Below are 21,751 nucleotides of genomic sequence, written 5' to 3' on the forward strand. Positions count from 1 at the left end.
ACCCGCTTCAGCGGCTGCCTGTGGCGGGATAATCCCGATTAATCCACGCGTGGTCCTCTTCCCAGGTAAACATCCATTTGCGTACCGGGCCGGCCATCACGTTGAGGTAATAGCTATCGTACCCGGCCATCGTCGCCACCGGGTGATATCCCTTCGGCACCATGACCACATCACGGTCGTAGACCGCCATGCACTCGTCCAGCGTTCTATCGTCGGTGTAGACGCGCTGCATGCAGAACCCCTGATCCGGGTTGAGGCGATGGTAGTAGGTCTCCTCCAGATAGGTTTCCTGCGGCGGATTATCCGTGTCGTGCTTGTGGCTCGGATAGGAACTGGTACACCCTTCGTTGGTCCAGACCTCCACTACCAGCAGGCTGTCGGCAGATTTACCTTCCGGCAGAATGTTATGCACATAGCGCTGGTTGTGCCCCTTGCCGCGCGCCTCGCCGTCGATGTCCTGCGGCGCAATCAGCCGCGTCGGGTATGTGCCTTTGCCCGGCGCAGCGCAGACGGCCAGCTCCAGCGTCGTCAGCGCCGTCACCTGCACCGTCTCCTGCGGGGTGACGTACACCGCCCACGGCTTAATGCGCTCAAACGGGCTCATCCGCTCGCCAATATCGTTAAACTGCGCGGAGGGCGTGCTGATGGAGGCGCGCCCGGCGACCAGCACCAGGCAGCGCTCTTCGTTGATGGCGGGCAGCGTCAGCACCTGCCCCTCCTGCAATTCATATGCCTCAAAACCGACATATCCCCAACCCGCACTTTCCGGCGTAACGGACTGGGTGCGCCCCTCAGCATTCGGCTGTTGCCAGCGTGATAACAGACGTGACATGTCACCTCCTCAGATAAGCCCGGCGTCGTGCGCCAGGCGGCTCAGGTTGTTATACCCCAGACGGGCATAGGTCAGCGGATGGGCAATCGCCGGATCCTGCTCCGCCTCGACCACCAGCCAGCCGTGATAATCCTGCGCTTTCAGCAGCCGCATGATCGGCGGGTAATCGACGCAGCCATCACCCGGTACGGTAAATACGCCGCTTAGCACCGCATCGAGGAAGCTGGTTTTGCGGTTTTTAACGTCCGCCAGCACGTCGGCACGCACGTCTTTGCAGTGAACGTGGTTGATGCGCGACGCCCAGCGCTGCGCCACCGCCAGCGGGTCGGCTCCGGCAAAGGTCAGATGGCCGGTATCCAGCAGTAACCCCACTTCCTCAGCGGTGTGGGTCATCAGGTTGTCCACGTCTTCGGCGGACTCAATCACCGTGCCCATATGGTGATGGTAGGCAATCTGCACCCCCTGCTGCTGCGTATAGCGGGCAAATTCGCTGAGCTTCTCCCCGTACTCCTTCCAGCGTTCCTGCGGGAAGCGCGGGCGCAGATGCACCGGGGTCTGCTGCTCGCCGTGAATACAGCCGCTCACTTCCGCAAAGACCAGCACCTTCGCCCCCAGCTCGCGCAACAGCGTCAGGTGGGGCTGCACGGCGGCGATCTCCTCCTCCACGCTGCGCTCCAGCAGGCGGCCAGAGTACCAGCCGGAGACCAGCTTCAGGTCGTGGCGCTGTAAAATCGGGCCGAGCAGGCGCGCCTCGCGCGGGAATTTATTGCCCAGTTCGAAACCGGCAAAACCGGCCTCTTTGCCTTCGCTCAGGCAGGTCTCCAGCGACGTCTCCGCGCCGAGGGAAGGCAGATCGTCGTTCGTCCACGTCAGCGGGTTAATGCCCAGTTGTACACTCATTGTCGTCTCCATTATGCGTGTCCGCGCTCGCGCCACCAGGCGATAAGCTGCAGGTAGTTGTCCCGGATGCGCGCCACCAGCTGCGCATCGTCAATATCGTGTTTCAGCCACGCGCGGGAGGCGTCACCAAACAGCGTGCGCCCCACGGCGAAGCCTTTAACCAGCGTCTGCCCTGCGGCGGCTTTGAAGTCGGCACGCAGCTGCTCTGCCGGGGCATCCAGACCGAGGATCACCACCCCGCGGCAGTGCGGGTCCCGACGTTCGATAATCTCGTTCAGTGCCGTCCAGCCGCTGGCTGAGAGCGGCGGCAGTTTCCACCAGTCAGGGTAAATCCCCAGGTTGTAGAAACGGGAGATGGCGCGCAGGTAGAGCGCGTCGCTGCGCGGCATGCTGGCGGGCAATATCACCTCCAGCAGCAGTTCATGCCCGGACTGGCAGCAGGCGTGGTACACCTCGGCGATTTTCTGCTCCTGCTCAAGGCGCAGGCCGTGGGCATCTTCCGGATGGAAAAAGACCAGACATTTCACCACGTGCTCCTGCGGCCAGCTGATGAGCTGGGTGCCGATGTTACCGTGCTCCATCTCCAGCGGCCGGGAGCCCGGCAGCTCGATGGGACGACCAATCCACCACCCTTCCCCGGTGATGGCGTTTAGCGCATCCTGACCAAAGGTGCCGTCGCACAGCAGACCGGCTTTACCCTCCAGCCCGGCGCGGTTTGCCGCCTCGCGGCTGGCTTGGAGGATCAGCTGCTTCAGTGCCGGAATGCGCCCGATCGACGCACCGCACTGCAGCGCCATCTCTTCCAGCTGGCTGCGATGGTCGAAAGCCATCACGCACAGCTCCGGCCATTCGCGACGGCGGGTCGTCACCCGGTGGAGATGGTTAAGACGCGGGTCAAGATCCGGGCGCGGAACACGTGCGGCGCGAGAAAGATAATCATCCAGCTCTGTTTTGCTCGGCATCGCCGGAGCGCAGCCGTGGCGGGAGACCACCAGCGCACCGCAGGCATTGGCATAGCGGCACGCCTGCTCCCAGCCTTCGTCGTTCAGGTAACCGCGCAGCAGGCCGGACATAAACGCGTCCCCTGCGCCGAGGACATTCAGCACCTCGACGCGCACGCCGGTCACCGTCAGGCCGTCGTCCAGACGAGGCGGAATGGCATCGGTATAGACCGAACAGCCCAGCGCGCCGCGTTTGCAGACCAGCGTAGCCTGACTCACGCCACGCACCTGCGCCAGCGCCTGCAAGGTATCGGTGCTGCCGCCCGCAATGTGGAACTCCTCCTCGGTGCCGACAATCACGTCGAAGAGGTGCAGCACCTCCTGCAGCTCGCGGGTGACCTTATCGGCGGCGATAAAGCGCGTTTCCCCGTCGCCTAAGGAGGTCAGCCCCCACAGCACCGGACGGTAGTCGATATCCAGCACCGTGCGCACGCCGTGGCGGCGGGCATAGCCCAGCGCCGTCAGCACCGCCTCGCGGGTCTGGGGATGAGAAAGGTGAGTCCCGGTGATGGCAAGACACCGTGCGGAGGCAATGTAACTTTCGTCCACATCGCTGGCGGTAATCGCCATATCCGCGCAGTTATCGCGATAAAAAATCAGAGGAAAAGTGTCCCGGTCTTTAATGCCGAGCAGCACCAGCGCCGTGAGGCGTTCTTTGTCGGTAATCAGATGGCTGGTATCGCAGCCCACCTGGTTTAACTCTTCCCGCAGGAAGCGGCCCATATGTTCATCGCCGACGCGCGCCAGCATCGACGAGCGTAACCCCTGGCGCGCGGTGCCGTACGCCACGTTGCCGGACGACCCGCCAAGATATTTGGCGAAGCTCGACACATCTTCCAGACGGGCGCCAATTTGCTGACTGTAGAGGTCTACCGCCACGCGGCCCATGCATATCACATCAAACTGCTTTTCCACGTTGAACCCTCTTCAGACAATGTCGTTCACGTTCAGCCAGCGGCCTTCCAGGTGTGAGAGTGCTATCGCGTCCAGCACGCGAGACACCTTCCAGCCCTCTTCGAAGTCCGGCCACATCGGCGCGTCGGCGGCAATCCCGTCCACCAGGTCACGCACCTCCACCGTTTTTTGATCGTTAAAGCCAATCCCATGGCCTGCCCCCATGCAGAACGCACCGTAGTCCGGGTGAGCCGGGCCGACGAGCAGCGTGCGGAATCCCTGACGGTTCACCGGGTCGTCATGCAGATAGAGCTTCAGCTCGGCCATGCGCTCCTGAGTGAAACTGATGGCACCTTTCGTCCCGGTGATGACATACGACAGCCCCATCTTGCGGCCGCAGGCGACGCGAGAGGTTTCAATGACGCCCTGCGCCCCGCCCGCAAAACGCACCATCGCGTGGGCCTGATCCTCGTTTTCGACGGCAATCATCTCTGCCGAACCCGCCTTCGCCGGACGTGCCGGGACCACGATCTTCAGGTCGCCGCAGACCTGCTCGATATCTCCCACCAGGTACTGGGCCATATTGACTATATGCGCCGCGAGGTCGCCCAGCGCCCCCAGGCCTGCGGTCTCTTTGAAGCAGTGCCAGTGAATGGGCGAGAGCGGGTCGGCCATATAGTCTTCGTTGTGGGTGCCGTAGAAGTGGATCACCTCGCCAATCTCGCCGCGCGCGATAATCTCCTTCGCCAGCTGCGCGGTCGGGTTTTTCATGTAGTTGAACCCCACCAGCGTTTTCACCCCTGCCCGCTTTGCGGCGTCGACCATTTCACGCGCGTCATGGGCGTTGAGCGCCAGCGGCTTTTCGGAGTAAACGTGTTTGCCGTGACGGATCGCCTCCAGCGCCATCTCTTTATGCAGATGGTTGGGAGAGCAAATATCCACCACGTCAATGGCCGGGTCGGCCACCAGCGCCCGCCAGTCCCCGGTGGAGCGGTTGAAGCCAAACGCCTGCGCCCGCGCTGCCGCCAGTTCCGGCGTAACTTCCGCCACCATCTCGCGCACCAGCCTGCCACGCAGGTTGAACACCGTCGGGGCCTGGGCATAGGCGATGGCGTGCGCCTTGCCGATATACCCGGTGCCAATCAATCCAATACGAACCTCTTTCATCATGATCCTCACAGTGCGCCGCGACGGCTCTTGGCGTAGGTGTCAAACGCCACCGCCAGAACGATAATTAATCCGGTGATAATTTGCTGGTAGTAGGCTGAGACGTTCATCAGCACCAGGCCGTTAATCAGAATGCCCATGATGATGGAGCCGATAATGGTGCCGCCAATACGCCCGTAACCGCCCATCAGCGAGGTACCGCCGATCACCACCGAGGCGATGACGCGCAGCTCAAAGGAGATACCGGCTACCGCCTCGGCGCTTCCCAGACGCGCGCTCAGAATGAAGCCCGCCAGCCCCGCCAGACAGCCAATCAGCACGTAGACGCTGACCAGCACGCGCTTGACGTTCACCCCCGCCAGGCGTGCCGCCTCCGGGTTTCCGCCAATGGCGTAGACGAAACGGCCCCAGCGGGTTTTATGCAGCGCCAGATACCCCCCCAGGGCGACGAGGGCGAATATCCAGATAGGAATGGAGATGCCGAGCAACTCCCCGCGCCCCCACCAGCGGTAACCCGGGTCGAAACCGGCAATCGGCGCGCCGTCGTTAATCACCAGCGTCAGGCCACGCCAGATGGTCATCCCGCCGAGGGTGACTATAAACGGCGGCAGGCGCAGGCGCGTGACGCCCAGACCATGCAGGAAGCCAATTGCCGTGCCCATCGCCAGACAAATCCCCAGCCCAATCAGCCAGCTCATGCCTCCCCAGGCGTTCGGGTCGACGGTGGTGAAGTTGTCGCCCTTGATCACGTACGCCGCAGTCATGGCGCACACCGCCAGAATGGAGCCGACGGAGAGATCGATCCCGGCGGTCAGGATGACGAAAGTCATCCCCACGGCCATGATCCCGTAGATGGAGACTTCAGTTAATATGTTGAAAATATTGCGTTCAGAGAAAAAGTTGCTGTTCTGCGACTGGAAGAAGATCAGCAGCAGGATCATGAAAATCAGCACCCCGAATCGCTCGAAGAAGGCGATGGGATCGATGCGTCCGGCGCGTTTGACCGGGGCCTGCGTTTTAGAAATCATCTGCGTCATGAGAAACTCCGTTATGCCGCGTTCAGGGCGTTGTGGTTGATGGCCATCATCGTCATCAGCCGTTCTTCGTTAGCGTCGTCACCGTGGATCTCGCCGGTCACCCGCCCTTCACTGAGGGTGATGATCCGGTCAGATACCGCCATCACTTCAGGCAGATCGGAGGAGATCACGATCACCGCCACGCCCTTTTTTGCCATCTCAAACAGCACCTGGTGCACTTCCGATTTGGTGCCCACGTCGATACCGCGCGTCGGCTCATCGACAATCAGCACGCGAGGATTGAGCGCCATGCAGCGCGCGAGGATCACCTTTTGCTGGTTACCGCCGGAGAGCTTGCGCACCTCCTGCGCGCTGTTGACCATTTTGATCTGCAGCGCCTGGCGGTAGGACTCAATCAGATCGTCCTCTTTGCGGGTATTCACGAACCAGCGCCACTGCAGCAGCGAGGAGAGGCAGGAGAGCGACAGGTTGTCGCGAATCGACAGCCCCAGCACCGCCCCCTCTTTTTTACGGTCTTCCGGTACCAGCGCCACGCCCTGATCGAGGGCGTAGAGCGGGTCGCGCGGCTGGTACGGCACGCCGTCCAGCTCAAAGCTGCCGGAGGTAAAGGCATCTGCGCCGAACAGACAGCGCGCCACTTCGGTACGCCCCGCGCCCACCAGGCCAGCAATCCCTAACACTTCCCCGGCGTGGACGTGGAAGCTGATGTCGTGCAGGGCAATGCCGTGGGGATCGAGCGGCGGCTTCTCGCGGCTCAGCCCCTTCACCGCCAGGCGGACGGGTTTGTCTTCATGATGCGTTTCGCTGGCCGGACGACGATTAAAGGCCACGTCGCGCCCGACCATCAGGCGGATCAGCTGCTCAACGTTGGTTTCCGCCACCGCACCGGTACCGGTGAAACGGCCGTCCTGGAAAACGGTGAAGCGGTCGCAGAGCTGGAAAACTTCATGCAGACGGTGGGTAACGTAAATAATGCTCACCCCGCGGTTTTTCAGCTCACGTACCACGCGGTGCAGGCTTTCCACCTCGCTGTCGCTCAGCGCGGCAGAAGGTTCATCCATGATAATCAGCCTGGCGTTGAGGGTCAGCGCCCGGGCAATCTCCACCATCTGCTGCTGGGCGACGCTCAGGCGGGCCACCGGCGTGGTTGGCGCAACGTTCAGCTGCAGGTAATCGAGAATGACCTGCGCCTCCTGGTTAACCGCTTTTTCGTCGACGATCAGGTTACGTTTGCGCGGTTCGCGCCCGAGAAACATGTTTTCCGCGACAGTCATATTGGGCAGCAGGTTAAATTCCTGATAGATGGTGATAATGCCCTTGTTTTGCCGCTCAACGGGGGAATCATCCACCGGCAGCATTTCGCCGTTAAACCAGATATCCCCCCGGGTTTGCGGCTGCGCGCCCGCGAGCGCCTTCAGCAGCGTGGATTTTCCCGCTCCGTTTTCCCCCAGCAGGGCATGGATCTCCCCCGCGCCGACGGTCAGCTGAGCGCTGCTCAGCGCCCAGACGCCGGAAAAACTTTTGGCCAGGTCGGTCACTTTCAGTAAGGGTTGCGACATCGGTCTGCTCCTCCTTTAGAGTGCGCCGCCGCTCGCGCGGCGGCTGCGGATACGTCAGTTACCGGCCTCACCGATACGTTCAGCCTGCTGCAGATTCTCTTTGGTGATCAGCGTCGGCGGGTAGTCGGCCCCGGTGATGGCTTTCTTCTCGCGCACGTTGGCCACCAGCTGGCTCATCGCCGTCTGCACCGCAAAGCCCGGACGCTGATCCGCCGTTACTGCCAGCCAGCCGTCGCGCACGCGGGCCAGCGCTTCCGGTACCGCATCAAAACCGGTGACCAGAATTTCGCCCGGCTTCACGCCCTGGCTCTGCAGCGCTTCAATCGCGCCCAGCGCCATATCGTCGTTAGCGGAGAGGATCACCTGCGGGCGTTTCGGCAGAGAAGGCAGAACGCTTTCCACGATGCGCATCCCTTCCGAACGCATCCAGTTTCCGGTCTGATCGGCGACGATCTTGTACTTATCCCCGCCCGCCTTCAGGCTGTCGCGGATCCCTTTGGTGCGTTCAATATTGGAGGAGGAGCCCGGCTGACCGGTCAGCAGAATAATCTCCGCTCCGTCGGGGAATTTGGTTTTCACGAAGTCGCCAATCGCCTGGCCGCCTTTGTAGTTATTAGCCCCGAAGTGCGGCACTTTTTTCTGGCTGTCGACGGAGCGGTCAAGGGTCACCACCGGCAGCTTCGCATCCTGAATTTCATCTACCGCGCTGGAGACGGCGTTTACGTCATTCGGGGAGACGATAAAGCCCTGCGCCCCACGAGTGATGGCATTTTCCAGGTCAGCCACCTGTTTCGGTGAACTGCCCTGCCCGTCCAGCACCTGAAGCTTCACGCCCATCTCTTTTGCGGCTTTCACCGCCGTGCGCTGCATGTGTACTTCAAACGGCATGGCCAGGTTTGGCGTACTGAAAACAATTTGCTCGTTTTCGGCGAGGGCAGCCCCGGACGTCATGGCGATGAGGGCGGCTACGATCAGTTTTTTCATTATTATGTCTCTCTGTGTAGGGGGGTTGTGTTTAGAGGACGATCTCGCGCTGGCTACGCAGCGACTCCAGCGCTTTATCCGCGAGGTACAGCGCACGTTCACCATCATCACCGCTGCAGTCAGGCACCGCTTCGCCGCGCAGGACCGCAACAAAGTGTTCCCATTCCGCGGCGTAAGCGGATTTGTAGCGCTGCAGGAAGAAGTGTTCCGGCAGCGCGCTGGTGCAGCCCTGTTTGCCGTAGTGCTGCACCTGGTTTTCCAGAATATTGCCCGCGCACAGCAGCCCTTCGGAGCCGTGCAGCTCCAGGCGCTGGTCGTATCCGTAAGATGAGCGGCGGCTGTTGACGATGGTCGCCATCGCGCCGGAGGCATATTTCAGAACGATAAATGCGGTGTCGATATCCCCCGCCTCGCCAATCGCCGGATCGACCAGGTTACTGCCCTGGGCATAGACCGACACCGGCTCTTCGCCCATGATGAAGCGCGCCATATCAAAGTCGTGAATGGTCATATCGCGGAACATGCCGCCAGAGACGCGCACGTACTCTGCAGGCGGCGGAGACGGGTCGCGGGAGATAATCAGCAGCGATTCCGGCTTGCCGATGCGCCCGGCCTGGGCGTCGGTTTTCACCCGGCGGAACTGCGGGTCAAAGCGGCGGTTAAAGCCGATAAACAGCGGCACGTCGTACTCTTTGACCACTTTCAGGCAGTCGCGCACGCGGGCAAGGTCGAGGTGTACCGGCTTTTCGCAAAAGATGGCTTTGCCATGGCGGGCGGCCATTTCAATCAGGTCCGCGTGGGTATCGGTGGCGGAGGCAATCAGCACGGCGTGAACGTTAGGGTCGGTCATCGCCTCAATCAGGCTCTGCTGACGGGCCTGATACTGCGTGGCGAGACGGGTGGCAAATTCCTGATTCGGGTCAACCACGGACCAGAGCGTGGTCGCGCCGTGGCTGGCGATGTTAGCTGCATGTACCTGGCCAATTCGGCCAGCGCCCAGTAAAGCAATGTTAAACATAACGGCTCCCGGTGTTGGTGAATGCTGTGAACTAACGACCCTATAAATAAAACATTTATTTCATTTCTATAAATAGTGAAAATTATGTTTTTGAGTGCGAGTTAACACTTTTGAGATGAATGAGATAAATTTTGTTATCAATCTCACAACATAGGAGAACAGCCATTTTCCCCCTCACCCCAGCCCTCTCCCTCAGGGAGAGGGAGTAAAAACCGCACCGATTCGGCCCCTCTCCCTGAGGGAGAGGGTTAGGGTGAGGGGAAACAAAAAAATGAAATGAAAATTTCGTTACGGCGGGAAAACTTAATACTGGCGGGCTTTTTTCACCTGCGCCTGCGTTTGCAGAGCGGCTTCACGCACGGCAGAAGACGCCGCCACCTGCGCGTCGCCGGTTCGCCACCACGAGGCGTAGTCATGGGTCATGGTCTTCGGCAGCACCTTGATGTCCAGCAGCGTCGGGCCCGGATGCGCGCGTGACGCCTCCAGCGCCGCCAGCAGGCTTTGCTCATCGTTTACCCGCCACGCGCGGCAGCCGTAGCTTTCAGCGTTTTGGGCAAAATCGACCTTCACCAGCGGCCCGTCCAGCCGTCCGGTTTCCGGGTTGCGATGGCGGTTTTCGGTGCCAAAGCTCCCCATGCCGTGCCCCATCTGCAGATTGTTAATGCAGCCAAAGCTGGCGTTATCAAACAGCAGAACGGTGACCTTAATCCCCTCCTGCACCGCGGTTTGCAGCTCGGAGTGCAGCATCATGTACGAGCCATCCCCCACCATGGCGTACACCGGCTGGTCGGGTCTGGCGAGCTTCGCACCGATGGCCGCCGCAATCTCGTAGCCCATGCAGGAGTATCCGTATTCCAGGTGATAGCTGTCCGGCGTTTTCACCTGCCAGAGCCGCTGTAAATCGCCCGGCAGCGATCCGGCCGCCCCCACCACGATGGCGCTATCTTCAATATGCTGGTTGATCAGCCCCAGCACCCGCGTCTGGGTCAGGCGAGTGTTGAGCGTTTCGCCATATTCCACCAGCTGGCTATCCAGGTGCCCTGCCACTTCGGGCGCATCAGCAGGATGCCACTGGCGATCCCACAGGCGACGGCACTCGTCGCGCCACGCGGATTTCGCCTCGGCGATCGCCTCTCCCCAGCCGCTGCGATAATCGCCGAGCGACTGGGTTAAGGCCTGAAGTCCGGTTTGAGCATCAGCGATCAGTGCGGTGGCGTCCAGCTTCAGGGCGTCGAACTCCGCCACGTTCAGCAGCAGAAATTCGACGTCCGGATGGGAAAAGAGCGTCTTGGAGCCGGTGGTAAAGTCCGTAAGACGCGTGCCGATGCCAATCACTAAATCCGCCTGGGGCGCGAGCTGGTTGGCCGCCAGTCCCCCCGTCACCCCAACGCCACCCAGGTTAAGTGGGTGGTCACTTACCAGCGCCCCCTTCCCGGCCTGGGTTTCGGCAAACGGCAGCTGCAGCGTCTCGACAAATTCGCGAAACGCCTCATGCGCGCCGGAATAGCGCACGCCGCCGCCGCACACCACCAGCGGACGACGCTTGCGGGCGATCAGCGCCCGCGCCTGCGCCAGACGCTGCGGGTCAGGCGGACGACGTTCGATGTGGTGCACGCGGCGCGCGAAGAAGCTCAGGGGATAATCCCAGGCTTCCCCCTGCACGTCCTGCGGCAGGCAGAGGGTCACCGCCCCGGTATTGGCGGGGTCAGTAAGCGTTCGCATCGCGCTTAGCATGGCGCTCATCAGCTGCTCGGGACGGTTGATACGGTCCCAGTAGCGAGAGACCGGACGAAAGCAGTCGTTGGTACTGATGCTGAGATCGTGATACTGCTCGATCTGCTGCAGCACCGGGTCAGGCTGGCGGCTGGCGTAGATATCGCCCGGCAGCAATAACAGCGGAATGCGGTTCGCCGTAGCGGTTGCCGCCGCGGTCACCATATTGGCGGCGCCCGGCCCGACGGAGGAGGTGACGGCGAAAATGCGCTGACGGCGGTGCTGTTTGGCGAATCCCGTCGCCATATGGGCAATGCCCTGCTCGTTGCAGCCCTGCATAACCTGCAAATGGCCCGGATCTTGTTCCAGCGCCTGGCCGATGCCGAGCACGTTACCGTGCCCGAAAATAGTCGCCACGCCCTCCACGAAGGGCATTTCGTCGCCATCCACGCTGACGTATTGTTGATTAAGGAACCGGACCAGCGCCTGGGCCATAGTCATACGTTCGGTTTGCATAACGCCTCCTGTCAGCCCAGCGTTGGCATGGAGAACGCAGCGCCTGTCTCCTGCTGCATTTCCGGCCAGCGTGCGGTGATGGTTTTCATTCGGGTGTAGAAACGCACACCGTCGTTGCCGTGGACGTTGAGCGCACCAAAGATAGAGCGCTTCCAGCCACCGAAACTGTGGAATGCCATCGGCACCGGGATCGGCACATTGACCCCGACCATGCCCGCCTGCACCTCTTCGCAGAAGCGACGCGCGCAGCCGCCGTCACGGGTGAAGATTGCCGAACCATTACCATATTCATGGCGGTTAATCAGGTCCACCGCGCTGGCGTAATCTGCTACGCGCACCACAGAAAGCACCGGGCCGAAAATCTCTTCTTTATAGATGGTCATCTCCGGGGTGACGTTATCAAACAGCGTCGGCCCGACGAAATAGCCCTGCTCGTGCCCCTGCACGCTGAAGCTGCGACCGTCCACGCGCAGCGTCGCGCCCTGCGCTTCCCCGCTGTCGATATAGCCCAGCACCTTGCTACGGTGCGCCGAGGAGATGAGCGGCCCCATTTCGTTTTCCGGCGTCTGGTCCAGACCCGGCCCGACGCGCAGGGAGGCAATCTGTTTTTCCAGCCGGGCGCAGAGGTCATCGGCGGTTTTATCCCCCACAGCCAGCACCACCGAGAGCGCCATGCAGCGCTCCCCCGCCGCACCGAAGCCTGCGCCCATAATGGCGTTAGCGGCCATTTCCATGTCGGCATCCGGCATGAGAATACAGTGGTTTTTCGCGCCACCCAGTGCCTGACAGCGCTTTCCGTGGGCGGACGCGGTCTGGTAAATGTATTCGGCAATCGGCGTCGAGCCGACAAAGCTCACCGCCTGCACGCGCGGGTCGGTCAGGAGCACGTCAACGGACTCTTTGTCACCCTGCACCACGTTGAACACGCCGTCCGGCAGGCCAGCATCTTTCAGCAGCTGCGCCAGCGCGAGCGCCAGGGAGGGATCTTTTTCTGACGGTTTCAGCACGAAGGTGTTTCCGGTCGCCAGCGCAATCGGGAACATCCACATCGGCACCATCGCCGGGAAGTTAAACGGCGTGATCCCAACGCAGACCCCGAGCGGCTGCATCAGCGAGTGGCTGTCAACGCCGGTGCCGACGTTGGCTGAGTGCTCACCTTTTTGGAGATGAGGGATACCGCAGGCAAATTCCACCACTTCCAGACCACGGGTGAGTTCGCCCACCGCGTCGGAGAAGACCTTGCCGTGCTCTTCGCTGATGAGACGGGCCAGGCGATCCATGTTCTCTTCCAGCAGCGCCTTGAAGCGGAACATCACGCGCGCGCGCTTAAGCGGAGCATGACGCGCCCACGCAGGAAACGCCTGCTGCGCGGCGGCAATTGCCTGCTCCGTTTCCTGTGCCGTACTCATCACCACCTGGCGGATCTGCTTGCCGGTGGCCGGGTTGAAGATCGCCTGAACGCGCTGGCCTGAACCGGTGACACATTCGCCGTGAATAAAATTCGCTACCGTCTCCATCCTTAACCTCTCGCTGTTGATACGTGACTGTTACCTGAACACTGTGTACCGAACACTATATATGAAACAAATATTCCATTTTAAGTTGAAATAAAATAAATGATGATTATTGTGATCAAGGATGGATTTTTATGTTAACAGCCAACAATACTGACGCAGCGTGCGCTATTAAGGCATTTCGGGCGTGGGAATGACTGAAGCTTCTGTTTCATTTTTGCTGCCAGATGGATGGCCGACATTTAAAAGACGCGGTTTTGCGTTTAGAATCACAGGACTGTATTTGGGGGATAACATGACGACAGCAACCAGCCTGAACGAACTGCAGCAGCAAATCCGCGATCGCTACGATAGCCTGAGCAAGAGGCTGCAGCAGGTCTCCCGCTATGTGCTGGATAATACGAACAGCGTGGCCTTTGATACGGTTGCCGTGATTGCCGAGCGCGCCGACGTGCCGCCCTCGACGCTGATCCGCTTCGCCAACGCCTTTGACTTCACCGGCTTCAACGAAATGAAACAGCTGTTTCGCATGAACCTGGTGGAGGAGACCGCCAGCTACAGCGACCGTGCCCGGCTGTTTCGCGAAATGGAGAGCGAGGCCGTGCCCGAAACCCCGCTCGACATCCTGCAGGAGTTCGCCCGTTCAAACGCCCAGGCGCTACAGCAGCTGGCCGCCCGCGCCGAACCGGAAATGCTGGAGCGCGCGGTACAGCTGCTGGCCGACGCCGACACCATCTACATCGCCGGTCTGCGCCGCTCCTTTAGCGTCGCGGCCTACCTAACCTATGCCCTGAGCCACCTGGAGTGTCGCCCTATTCTGCTCGACGGTATGGGTGGGATGCTGCGCGAGCAGATCAGCCGCATTAAGGCGCGCGACATTGTGGTGTCGATCAGCTTCTCGCCGTACGCGGAAGAGACGGTGATGGTCAGCGAAACCGCCGCCAGCGTCGGCGCGCGGCAGATTGTGATTACGGACAGCCAGATCAGCCCCCTGGCGACGTTCAGCGATCTTTGCTTTGTAGTGAAAGAGGCGCAGGTGGACGCGTTTCGGTCCCAGTCGGCGACGCTGTGCCTGGTGCAGTCGCTGGTGGTGGCGCTGGCGTATCGGTTGGGTGAAGGAAAGTGAGGCAATAAAAAAACCCCCTGCGCAGGCAGAGGGTTTTGGTGTTAATTCAGCGGGAAATCATTCCCACTCAATCGTAGCCGGTGGCTTACCGCTGATGTCATACACCACGCGGGAAATACCGTTCACTTCGTTGATGATGCGGTTAGACACGCGGCCTAAGAAGTCATACGGCAGGTGCGCCCAGTGCGCGGTCATGAAGTCGATGGTTTCTACCGCACGCAGGGAAACAACCCAGTCGTACTTACGGCCATCGCCCATCACGCCGACGGAGCGAACCGGCAGGAATACGGTGAACGCCTGGCTTACTTTGTTGTACAGGTCAGCTTTGTGCAGCTCTTCGATGAAGATCGCGTCTGCGCGACGCAGCAGGTCGCAGTACTCTTTCTTCACTTCACCCAGTACGCGCACGCCGAGACCCGGGCCCGGGAACGGATGACGGTAGAGCATGTCGTACGGCAGGCCCAGTTCCAGACCGATCTTGCGTACTTCATCTTTGAACAGCTCGCGCAGCGGTTCAACCAGACCCATCTTCATCTCTTTCGGCAGGCCGCCCACGTTGTGGTGAGATTTGATGACGTGTGCTTTACCAGTTGCTGAAGCAGCTGATTCAATCACGTCAGGATAGATAGTGCCCTGTGCCAGCCATTTAACGTCTTCCAGCTTCAGCGCTTCTTCGTCGAACACTTCCACGAACACGCGGCCGATGATTTTACGCTTGGCTTCCGGATCGTTCTCGCCTTTCAGCGCGTCCAGGAAACGCTGCTCACCTTCCACGTGAACGATGTTCAGACCGAAGTGGTCACCGAACATGTCCATCACCTGCTGGGCTTCGTTCAGACGCAGCAGACCGTTGTCCACGAAGACGCAGGTCAGGTTTTTGCCGATGGCACGGTGCAGCAGCATCGCGGTCACGGAGGAGTCGACGCCGCCGGAGAGGCCGAGGATCACTTTGTCATCACCAACCTGCTGGCGGATACGCTCCACGGCGTCGTCGATAATTTTTGCCGGGGTCCACAGCGCTTCACACTGGCAGATGTCGCGCACGAAGCGCTCCAGCATGCGCATACCCTGACGGGTGTGGGTCACTTCCGGGTGGAACTGCACGCCGTAGAAGCGCTTTTCTTCGTTCGCCATGATCGCGAACGGGCAGCTTTCGGTGCTGGCAACGGTCACGAAGTCAGACGGGATAGCGGTGACCTTGTCGCCGTGGCTCATCCACACGTCCAGCAGCGGTTTGCCGTCAGCGGTCAGGGAGTCTTCGATACCACGCACCAGTGCGCTGTCGGTGACGACTTCTACCTGTGCATAGCCGAACTCACGCTCGTTAGAGCCTTCTACGTGGCCGCCCAGCTGCATAGCCATGGTCTGCATACCGTAGCAGACACCGAATACCGGCACGCCTGCTTCGAACACGTACTGCGGCGCGCGCGGGCTGTTCTCTTCGGTGGTGCTTTCCGGGCCGCCGGACAGGATGATGCCGCTTGGATTGAATTCGCGAATCTGTGCTTCCGTGACATCCCACGCCCACAGTTCGCAGTAAACGCCCAGTTCACGTACGCGACGCGCCACCAGCTGAGTGTACTGAGAACCAAAATCGAGGATGAGGATGCGATGTTTATGAATGTTTTCCGTCATTGACGCTAATTCCGAGGCAAGTGAAACAGATTAAATAAATCGCCCGACACGAGGTCGGGCGAAGAAAAATCAGGAGCCCAGACGATAGTTCGGGGACTCTTTGGTGATCGTCACGTCGTGAACGTGGCTCTCCTGGATACCCGCACCGCTGATGCGTACGAATTCCGCTTTGGTACGCAGCAGGTCAATGGTACCACAGCCGGTCAGACCCATACAGGAGCGCAGGCCGCCCATCTGCTGGTGAATGATCTCTTTCAGACGGCCTTTATAAGCAACGCGGCCTTCGATACCTTCCGGCACCAGTTTGTCAGCGGCGTTATCGGTCTGGAAGTAACGGTCAGAGGAACCTTTGGACATCGCGCCCAGGGAGCCCATCCCACGATAGGATTTGTAAGAACGGCCCTGGTAGAGTTCGATTTCACCCGGGGATTCTTCGGTACCGGCCAGCATGGAGCCCACCATCACGGCAGCAGCGCCCGCGGCGATGGCTTTCGCGATGTCGCCAGAGAAGCGGATACCGCCGTCAGCGATAACCGGAATACCGGTGCCTTCCAGCGCTTCAACCGCGTCAGACACAGCGGTGATCTGCGGAACGCCCACGCCGGTGACGATACGGGTAGTACAGATAGAGCCTGGACCGATACCTACTTTCACCGCGCTGCAGCCGGCATCAGCCAGCGCACGAGCGCCTGCGCCTGTTGCCACGTTGCCGCCGATGATCTGCAGGTCCGGGTACTTAGCACGGGTGTCACGAATACGCTGCAGAACGCCTTCGGAGTGGCCGTGAGAGGAGTCGATCAGCAGGACGTCAACGCCCGCAGCCACCAGCGCATCAACACGCTCTTCGTTACCGGCACCGGCACCCACCGCTGCACCCACGCGCAGACGGCCATGCTCGTCTTTACAGGCGTTAGGTTTACGTTCTGCTTTCTGGAAATCTTTCACGGTGATCATGCCGCGCAGATGGAAGTTCGCATCGACAACCAGCGCTTTCTCAACGCGTTTTTCGTGCATTTTCGCCAGCACTACGTCGCGGGTTTCACCTTCGCGAACGGTCACCAGACGCTCTTTTGGCGTCATGTAGACGCTGACAGGCTGGTTCAGGTCAGTCACGAAGCGCACGTCACGGCCGGTGATGATGCCAACCAGCTCGTTATCTTCGGTCACAACCGGGTAACCGGCGAAGCCGTTACGTTCGGTCAGGGCTTTCACTTCGTGCAGGGTGGTGGTTGGCAGAACGGTCTGAGGGTCAGACACAATGCCGGATTCATGTTTCTTCACGCGGCGAACTTCTTCCGCCTGACGCTCGATAGACATGTTTTTATGGATAAAGCCAATGCCGCCTTCCTGTGCCAGGGCGATAGCCAGGCGCGCTTCAGTCACGGTGTCCATTGCCGCGGAGAGCATAGGAATGTTCAGACGAATGGTTTTCGTCAACTGCGTGCTGAGGTCGGCAGTATTCGGCAGAACGGTGGAATGAGCGGGAACGAGGAGGACGTCGTCAAACGTCAGTGCTTCTTTAGCGATACGTAGCATGGGCAATATCTCTGACCTGGGTGGTTAAATATTGCCGTGGCATTATACAGAGCGTAACCGATTGCATCTACACTTTTTTAAAAAAAATGCTTGCGATTGCCTCTCAGCAGGTTACTATCGACTGAATAACTTGCTGATTTAGAATTTGATCCCGCTCACATGTTATCCTCTCAATCCCCCTCAATTTATACCGTCAGCCGCCTGAATCAGACGGTGCGTTTGCTGCTTGAGCAGGAAATGGGGCAGGTCTGGATCAGCGGTGAGATCTCTAACTTCACGCAGCCCTCTTCCGGCCACTGGTACTTTACCTTAAAAGACGACACCGCCCAGGTGCGCTGCGCGATGTTCCGCAACAGCAACCGCCGCGTGACGTTTCGTCCGCAGCACGGCCAGCAAGTTCTGGTTCGCGCCAATATTACCCTGTATGAACCGCGCGGTGATTATCAAATTATCGTCGAGAGTATGCAGCCTGCGGGCGAAGGGCTGTTGCAGCAGAAGTATGAGCAGTTAAAAGCAACGCTTTCTGCCGAGGGGCTTTTCGACCAGCAGCTTAAAAAACCGCTGCCCTCTCCTGCCCACTGCGTTGGGGTTATCACCTCAAAAACCGGTGCGGCACTGCATGACATTTTGCACGTCCTCAAGCGTCGCGACCCTTCCCTGCCCGTCATCATCTACCCGACCGCCGTGCAGGGCGACGATGCGCCGGGCCAGATTGTGCGCGCCATTGCGCTGGCCAACGCGCGCCAGGAATGTGACGTACTCATCGTCGGGCGCGGTGGCGGCTCGCTGGAAGACCTGTGGAGCTTTAACGACGAGCGCGTGGCGCGGGCAATCTTTGCCAGCCTTATCCCGGTCGTGAGTGCCGTCGGGCATGAAACGGACGTGACGATAGCCGATTTTGTCGCGGATTTACGTGCGCCTACGCCTTCCGCGGCGGCAGAAGTGGTGAGTCGTAACCAGCTGGAGCTGCTGCGTCAGATCCAGAACGGCCAGCAGCGCCTTGAAATGGCGATGGACTACTTCCTCGCCAACCGTACCCGTCGCTTTACCCAGCTTCATCATCGTCTGCAGCAGCAGCACCCGCAGCTGCGCCTGGCGCGTCAGCAGACGGTGCTGGATCGTCTGCGCCAGCGCATGAATATCGCGCTGGATACTCAGCTGAAACGCGCGGTTTCGCGCCAGCAGCGCGTGACGCAGCGCCTTAACCAGCAAAATCCGCAACCGAAAATTTACCGCGCGCAAACGCGGATTCAGCAGCTGGAGTTTCGTCTGGCGGAGACTCTCCGCGCCCGGCTGAGTACCACCCGCGAACGTTTTGGCAATGCGGTGACCCATCTTGAAGCGGTCAGTCCCCTCTCCACGCTGGCGCGCGGCTATAGCGTCACCACCGCGACGGACGGGAAAGTGCTGAAACAAACCAAACAGGTCAAAGCCGGGGATGTGCTGACCACCCGCCTGTCTGACGGCTGGGTAGAAAGCGAAGTGAAATCAATTAAACCGGTGAAAAAGACGCGTCAGCGCAAAACCGGATAATTCTTCGCCGGTTACTTACTATACTGCAGCTATTCCCTTTTTTGATAAGGAGAGCTGCATGACCCATCTTTATAGCGTTATTCCCCCTTATATTCTGCGTCGTATTATCGAAACGGGCTCCGAGCCGCAGCAGCGCTGCGCCCGTCAGACCTTAACCCACGTACAGACGTTAATGGCCCATATGCCGGGCAAGCCCGCCGCCCCGCACGTGAATAAAGCCGGTCAGCTGGAGCGCGATATTTACGATGCGAAGCAAACCCAGGAGCTGCCGGGTACCCAGGTGCGTTATGAGGGTCAGCCGTCGAATGGCGATGTCGCGGTCGATGAAGCCTACGCGTATTTAGGGATTACCCATGATTTCTTCTGGAAAGAATATCAGCGCGATTCACTCGATAATAAAGGGCTTATTTTGACCGGGACCGTTCACTACGGCCGGGAATATCAGAACGCCTTCTGGAATGGTCAGCAGATGGTATTTGGCGACGGCGATGGGGAAATATTTAATCGCTTCACGATTGCCATTGACGTGGTGGCGCACGAGCTGAGCCACGGCGTAACCGAGACCGAGGCCGGACTGATCTATTTTGAACAGTCGGGCGCGCTAAACGAGTCTCTCTCTGACGTGTTTGGCTCGCTGGTGAAACAGTATCATCTGAAGCAAACCGCCGATAAAGCAGACTGGCTGATTGGTGAAGGGCTGCTGGCCGCAGGAATTAACGGCAAAGGGCTGCGCTCGATGTCTGAACCCGGCACCGCCTACGATGACCCGCTGCTCGGCAAAGATCCGCAGCCCGCGCACATGAAAGATTTCATTAAAACGCGCGAGGATAACGGCGGCGTGCATCTGAACTCCGGTATCCCCAACCGGGCGTTTTATCTGGCCGCGACGGCGATCGGCGGTCACGCATGGGAAAAAGCGGGTTATGCCTGGTACGACACAGTTTGCGATCGCAATCTGGCGCAGGATGCAGATTTTGTGGCCTTTGCAAAACTAACGATCGCGCACGGAGAGAAACGCTCCGGTAGCGACGTCGGAGCGGCCATAAAACAAGCCTGGGAACAGGTGGGAGTGCTGTAAATGCAGGTTCCGGAACTGACGGATGACGCCGTAGTTGAGCTGGCCCGGGAAGGCGGCGTCGCTTTTATCCCTAAGCTGAGCGGTCAGCGCACCATCGCGCTGTCCTCGCTCAATGAAGCCCAGCGCCAGCGCCTGGTGAGCATCCTGGAGCAGGCGTTTCCACGCGGCCAGCCGCCCGGGCAAGCCACGTCACCCGGCAGCGGTGACCAGCGCTATTTCCGCATCCAGATTATCTGGACCGGGCAGAATCAGGCACATTATGCCGATATCATCGTGCTGGTGCCCGAGCAGGAAGCACCCGAGTCGCTGGTGGAACTGTGGCAGAAAGGTGAAGGCTGCGTGTGTGATTAACGTTCTGCCGGAATAAACTCCACGCGCTTTTTAGAGATTAAGCCGTGGCCGTTCTGGCAGAAATAATCCACCGCGCCACAGGCTTTTAAAACCTGGAGCGGCTGATGGCACTCCGGGCAACGGGCTTCAAGCGCAATGTCTTTGTTACAGTTCTCGCAGTGCGCCACCCCATTCTGGGGCTCCAGCGTTGCCTGGCAATCCGGGCAGGTAATCGTCATGGTGACTCCTTCAAAGCATTCAGGTCTGGGGTAATTTTACCACGTTGCGTTCAGTGCGGACCACGCAACTGTTGCTGCAAGGTCAGCAGCAGCGCAACTTCCTCGATCCGACGGCGCGTGGTACGGCTCACCTCCTGCGGATCCCGCTCAAACAGACTTTTATCGCCAAGAATATGTCCCGCAAGACAGTGCTCGTAGATTGTGCCGGGGAGAGACCAGCGCTGGATATCATCCCCCTCAATGACCTCCAGCACATCTTCCGCGCCGCGCCGGTCGTGACTGATGGTGCGCCCGTCACGCAGATGCAGACGCAAGCCTTTTTGCCCGCCCGCAGGTCCTGCGTATTTGTTAAGCCAGATGTCCACCGGTACGCCGCTGATGCTTCCCTGAAGATGCGCTTCACCTTCTGCCGTGGTCAGGTCTCCTTTTGCAATAGCGCGGCCCAGACGGTCTTTAGCGGCAACGACCTGTAGCGTCATCTCCTCATCGCCCCCCAGAAAGCACATCGTTTCACGCAGCATCGCCAGCACATGCGTACCGATATCCAGAATCACGCCATCAGGGTGACGAAGCGTTCTGGTATCCGGTTCACCGGTGGCGAAATTAAGCGCGATGGGTTCGCCGACAGCGTTATACCCGCTTGGCTCCTGCAAAAAGCCTTCGATTCTGACGACGTCAGAAAAATGATCAACCAGCGAGCGCTTCGCCGTTTCGGTGCGCGCCATCCAGTGGTCGAGCGCCAGCACGCGGGATGCCGCACCGGGCGTGGCCAGCAGCGCATTAAGCTTATCTATTTGGGGAAGCGTGGCAACAATCGGTTTTTCTATCACAATCCGGGAGATCGGTGAGGCGATCGCCTGCTCAAGCACCTCAAGATGGTGCAGCGATGCGGTAGTGATAAAGAGGGTATCAAGCGGGGTGGCAAGCAGTTCCGCAAGCGAGGCGCAGCGCGTCACGCCTTCAGGGTGTTTTGCCGGGAGAACATCAAACCCGAAACAACGAACCGGGCGGCCATACAGGTTACGCAATGCGGGCAGATACGCTGTCTCCACTACCGCACCAAGACCAACAAATCCTAACTGCATATTTTCACCTCAGGGAATAACGTGCCGGGGCGTAACGCCAGCCCCGGCACGCTG

18 protein-coding genes are annotated in these 21,751 nt (G+C 59.8%); 4 read left to right on the forward strand and 14 right to left on the reverse strand.

The genetic code is table 11. The annotated features are described in order from the left end of the window. Window positions 1-7: 7 nt before the first annotated feature. The 10 genes from iolB to ACOTXR_RS12355 form a co-directional block, all read right to left on the reverse strand. The gene (gene iolB, locus ACOTXR_RS12310) at window positions 8-832 is read right to left on the reverse strand and encodes a 5-deoxy-glucuronate isomerase (RefSeq protein ID WP_058691217.1); all 825 of its coding nucleotides are present in this window, start codon (window positions 830-832) and stop codon (window positions 8-10) included. A gap of 9 nt (window positions 833-841) precedes the next feature. Beyond that, entirely contained in the window at window positions 842-1,732 is an 891-nt protein-coding gene (gene iolE / locus ACOTXR_RS12315; protein WP_058691216.1) for a myo-inosose-2 dehydratase, read from the reverse strand. A gap of 11 nt (window positions 1,733-1,743) precedes the next feature. Then, entirely contained in the window at window positions 1,744-3,648 is a 1,905-nt protein-coding gene (locus ACOTXR_RS12320) for a bifunctional 5-dehydro-2-deoxygluconokinase/5-dehydro-2-deoxyphosphogluconate aldolase (RefSeq protein ID WP_023331065.1), read from the reverse strand. A 12-nt stretch (window positions 3,649-3,660) separates the two neighbouring features. Further along, entirely contained in the window at window positions 3,661-4,794 is a 1,134-nt protein-coding gene (locus ACOTXR_RS12325) for a Gfo/Idh/MocA family protein (RefSeq protein WP_014884791.1), read from the reverse strand. A gap of 8 nt (window positions 4,795-4,802) precedes the next feature. Beyond that, window positions 4,803-5,831 (reverse strand): ABC transporter permease, encoded by a 1,029-nt coding sequence (locus ACOTXR_RS12330; protein ID WP_014884792.1) that lies wholly within the window; start codon window positions 5,829-5,831, stop codon window positions 4,803-4,805. 11 nt (window positions 5,832-5,842) lie between these two features. Continuing rightward, window positions 5,843-7,390 (reverse strand): sugar ABC transporter ATP-binding protein, encoded by a 1,548-nt coding sequence (locus ACOTXR_RS12335; protein WP_014884793.1) that lies wholly within the window; start codon window positions 7,388-7,390, stop codon window positions 5,843-5,845. 54 nt (window positions 7,391-7,444) lie between these two features. Further along, the gene (locus tag ACOTXR_RS12340) at window positions 7,445-8,374 is read right to left on the reverse strand and encodes a sugar ABC transporter substrate-binding protein (RefSeq protein WP_008502118.1); all 930 of its coding nucleotides are present in this window, start codon (window positions 8,372-8,374) and stop codon (window positions 7,445-7,447) included. Window positions 8,375-8,405: 31 nt separating this feature from the next. Next, window positions 8,406-9,392 carry an inositol 2-dehydrogenase gene (gene iolG / locus ACOTXR_RS12345; RefSeq protein WP_023337605.1) on the reverse strand — a complete coding sequence of 329 codons (987 nt, stop codon included), beginning with the start codon at window positions 9,390-9,392 and terminating at the stop codon, window positions 8,406-8,408. 303 nt (window positions 9,393-9,695) lie between these two features. Then, the gene (gene iolD / locus ACOTXR_RS12350; RefSeq protein ID WP_058691215.1) at window positions 9,696-11,621 is read right to left on the reverse strand and encodes a 3D-(3,5/4)-trihydroxycyclohexane-1,2-dione acylhydrolase (decyclizing); all 1,926 of its coding nucleotides are present in this window, start codon (window positions 11,619-11,621) and stop codon (window positions 9,696-9,698) included. Between the two features lie 11 nt (window positions 11,622-11,632). Further along, on the reverse strand, window positions 11,633-13,138 hold the full coding sequence (locus tag ACOTXR_RS12355) for a CoA-acylating methylmalonate-semialdehyde dehydrogenase (protein ID WP_048996845.1): 1,506 nt from the start codon (window positions 13,136-13,138) through the stop codon (window positions 11,633-11,635). Between the two features lie 292 nt (window positions 13,139-13,430). Here ACOTXR_RS12355 and ACOTXR_RS12360 point away from each other — a divergent pair, with 292 nt between their 5' ends. Further along, window positions 13,431-14,261, forward strand: a complete 831-nt coding sequence (locus ACOTXR_RS12360; protein WP_008502123.1) for a MurR/RpiR family transcriptional regulator — start codon at window positions 13,431-13,433, stop codon at window positions 14,259-14,261. Window positions 14,262-14,318: 57 nt separating this feature from the next. Here ACOTXR_RS12360 and guaA read toward each other — a convergent pair whose 3' ends face one another. Together guaA and guaB are read right to left on the reverse strand one after the other, a co-directional pair. Continuing rightward, complete coding sequence (gene guaA / locus ACOTXR_RS12365) at window positions 14,319-15,896, reverse strand: glutamine-hydrolyzing GMP synthase (protein ID WP_006811514.1); 1,578 nt, start codon at window positions 15,894-15,896, stop codon at window positions 14,319-14,321. A 69-nt stretch (window positions 15,897-15,965) separates the two neighbouring features. Then, on the reverse strand, window positions 15,966-17,432 hold the full coding sequence (guaB, locus tag ACOTXR_RS12370; protein WP_014884799.1) for an IMP dehydrogenase: 1,467 nt from the start codon (window positions 17,430-17,432) through the stop codon (window positions 15,966-15,968). 159 nt (window positions 17,433-17,591) lie between these two features. Between guaB and xseA the strand changes: the two genes are divergently transcribed. The 3 genes from xseA to ACOTXR_RS12385 are packed head-to-tail and all read left to right on the forward strand — an operon-like array spanning window position 17,592 to window position 20,394. Then, the gene (xseA, locus tag ACOTXR_RS12375) at window positions 17,592-18,965 is read left to right on the forward strand and encodes an exodeoxyribonuclease VII large subunit (protein WP_023338662.1); all 1,374 of its coding nucleotides are present in this window, start codon (window positions 17,592-17,594) and stop codon (window positions 18,963-18,965) included. Window positions 18,966-19,023: 58 nt separating this feature from the next. Next, the gene (locus tag ACOTXR_RS12380) at window positions 19,024-20,043 is read left to right on the forward strand and encodes a M4 family metallopeptidase (RefSeq protein ID WP_058691213.1); all 1,020 of its coding nucleotides are present in this window, start codon (window positions 19,024-19,026) and stop codon (window positions 20,041-20,043) included. After that, a complete protein-coding gene (locus ACOTXR_RS12385; RefSeq protein WP_014884802.1) occupies window positions 20,044-20,394 on the forward strand; it encodes a protealysin inhibitor emfourin in 351 nt (116 codons plus the stop codon). It abuts the gene before it with no gap. Here ACOTXR_RS12385 and ACOTXR_RS12390 read toward each other — a convergent pair. Both ACOTXR_RS12390 and ACOTXR_RS12395 read right to left on the reverse strand, forming a co-directional pair. Further along, window positions 20,391-20,612, reverse strand: a complete 222-nt coding sequence (locus ACOTXR_RS12390) for a zinc ribbon domain-containing protein (RefSeq protein ID WP_014884803.1) — start codon at window positions 20,610-20,612, stop codon at window positions 20,391-20,393. The two genes, ACOTXR_RS12385 and ACOTXR_RS12390, sit on opposite strands and share 4 nt — an antisense overlap. A 50-nt stretch (window positions 20,613-20,662) precedes the next feature. Beyond that, a complete protein-coding gene (locus ACOTXR_RS12395; RefSeq protein WP_078309315.1) occupies window positions 20,663-21,697 on the reverse strand; it encodes an oxidoreductase in 1,035 nt (344 codons plus the stop codon). Window positions 21,698-21,751: the final 54 nt, after the last annotated feature.

This window comes from Enterobacter cloacae complex sp. IR53030 (assembly GCF_049238365.1).
Lineage (GTDB): Bacteria > Pseudomonadota > Gammaproteobacteria > Enterobacterales > Enterobacteriaceae > Enterobacter > Enterobacter kobei.